This is a genomic window from Leucobacter sp. M11 (genome assembly GCF_035726885.1).
Lineage (GTDB): Bacteria > Actinomycetota > Actinomycetes > Actinomycetales > Microbacteriaceae > JAPFRB01.
Map to the genome: position 1 here is coordinate 669,205 of NZ_JAPFRB010000003.1, position 1,605 is coordinate 670,809.

Annotated in this window: 1 protein-coding gene; it reads right to left on the reverse strand. The window is 72.0% G+C overall.

Annotated elements, in window-relative coordinates:
• On the reverse strand, positions 1 to 1,605 hold a 1,605-nt coding region (locus OOT08_RS11595; protein ID WP_325092924.1), incomplete at both ends, for an Ig-like domain repeat protein.

Here is a 1,605-nt window from a genome sequence, read left to right on the forward strand (position 1 = left end):
GGGGCGTGCCCGGCCCCGTGATACCCGGGGCGAGCAGCTCCTCCGCCGCCGAGGACGCCAGGTGATTCCCGTCGCCCGGGTAGCGTGCGTCGAGCGTCGCGTCCGCGGCCACCGGCAGGGGCTCGGGCAGCGCGAAGCTGCCCTCCGCGTCGAGGATCGCCTCGGCGACCTCGACGCCGCCCAGGAGCAGGGTCACCGCGCCGCCGGGCCGGGTGCCGTGCGCCGCTGTCACCGTGCCGGAGATGGTGACCGCCGCACCGCCCGGAACCGGCTCGGCCCGGAGCCGGGTCTCCGTGGCGGCCGGGGCGACGGTGAGCCGGGGCTCCGCCGTGCTCGCGACCGCTTCCGTCGCCCCGGCCGGGGTGAAGGTCAGCGTGATCGGGTACTCGCCGACGTCGAACTGCCCCGGGGGGAGCGCGATCTGCGCCTCACCGCCCGCGGTTTCGACCGCCTCGAGCGCCGTCCCCGCGATCTCCGCGGAGATGGTTCCCTCGCTCGTCGCGTTGGCCGCTTTGGCGCCGATGCTGCCCGATTCGCCGTACTCCAGGGTCAGGTTCGTTCCCGTGAGGGTGACCGGGGTGACGTTGGGGCTGATGGGCTGGAAGACGTAGACGGCCCCGGCCCCGTCGTTCGCGTCCGGCGTGCCCACGAGCGCGCGCGTGCCGTCCACGGTGAGGGCGTTCCCGAACAGCTGCTGCCCGAAGCTGGCTCCCGGGCTGGGGTTCGACGCCGTGAGCGTCTGCGCTGGCGTGGGCCGTTGCCGGTGGTTCTCGTCGCCCGTGCCCGCGGTCTCCAGCGTGCTGATATCGGTCACGATGACCTCGCCCTCGTACTCGGGGGCGTGCTGGGTGTTTGCGAGCAGGGCGTTCTCGCTGACCGCGATGTTGTGACCGTACTCATAGGAACCGGCCGGGGGCAGAATCTTCCCCCCGATCTGTTCGAGCTCGTGGGTGAAGCGGTACACCGCGCCCTGCGTCGTGTTGCCCTGATCGACCGCGGAGGTGAGGCAGCCCCCGGCCGGGTCGGCGGGGTCGTCAGCCGTGTAGTTCACCTCTCGGGGGGAACCGACGAAGAGCGTCTCGGCGTCGAAGGCGAGCGACATCCCAAACGCCGGGCCGCTCCCCGCGGAGGACAAGCACACGCGGGAATCCTCCTCCGGCTGGCTCGTGAAGCGGGGCTCGTCCATCGCGGCGAGGTCCCACAGGTACACGCCGCCGACCTGGAGCCGGGCCGCGTTGCGCACCTGCACGGCGCTGAGCGCGGCCCGGTCGCCGCTGAGGGCGACGGACTGGCCGGTGATGCTGTTGGCGCGGGGGGTCTCCGGGATGAGCGGGGTCCAGGACTCCGTGCCGAGGTCCAAGAGGTACGCAAATCCGGTGTTGTTTTGATTGTCCACGCGGGCGTTCGGCACGCCAATCAGGAGCCGGTCCCCGTCGAGCGCCAGGGATTCGCCGAAGGTGTTTCCGACGGAGCTGACGCGCTCGGGGAGCCCGGGCGGGGCCAGGCTCTGCTCGTACACCCAGTCGTTGGCCCCGGAGCGGGCATAGACCACAATCGCTTGGTTACGGGGAGAGGACACGTAGGCCCGGTCCGCCGCCTCGTTGA